This is a genomic window from Pseudoalteromonas sp. 0303, assembly GCF_013349995.1.
GTDB lineage: Bacteria > Pseudomonadota > Gammaproteobacteria > Enterobacterales > Alteromonadaceae > Pseudoalteromonas.
This window is the reverse complement of record NZ_JABVXF010000168.1, coordinates 1-393: the sequence shown is the minus strand read 5'-3', so window position 1 is coordinate 393 and position 393 is coordinate 1. Positions and strand designations below refer to the sequence as shown.

The window sequence follows — 393 nt, the reverse complement described above, 5'->3', positions numbered from 1 at the left end:
AAGTTCCTTCATGGTCAGCCTTTAAGTGACGGCCAACAAGTCTTCTTAAAGAAAGAGGTTACAGAGTACAGGGCACGTCTTTCGAGCATTAGTTGGTTCATGCGAATGCTTAATGAATATATTGCCAGACGTGCGAATAAAGAAGACGAGTGTACGGGTCACTTTTGGGAAGGACGCTTTAAGAGCCAAGCATTGCTTGATGAATCAGCGCTTTTAGCATGTATGGCCTATGTTGACTTAAACCCTGTTCGTGCTAAAGCTGCGAGCACGCCGGAGCAATCGGACTATACCAGTTTTAAAAAGCGATGCCAGAGCACGAAGGAGTCAAAGCAACCTAAGGTACTAGCTCGTTTTATTGGTGGTATGAGTAAGTATAAATCAAAGGGAATACCT

Annotated in this window: 1 protein-coding gene; it reads left to right on the top strand. The window is 44.0% G+C overall.

Annotation, left to right across the window (positions count from 1 at the left end; translation table 11 throughout):
• On the top strand, window positions 1-393 hold a 393-nt coding region (locus tag HUS62_RS22645; RefSeq protein WP_404936083.1), incomplete at both ends, for a transposase.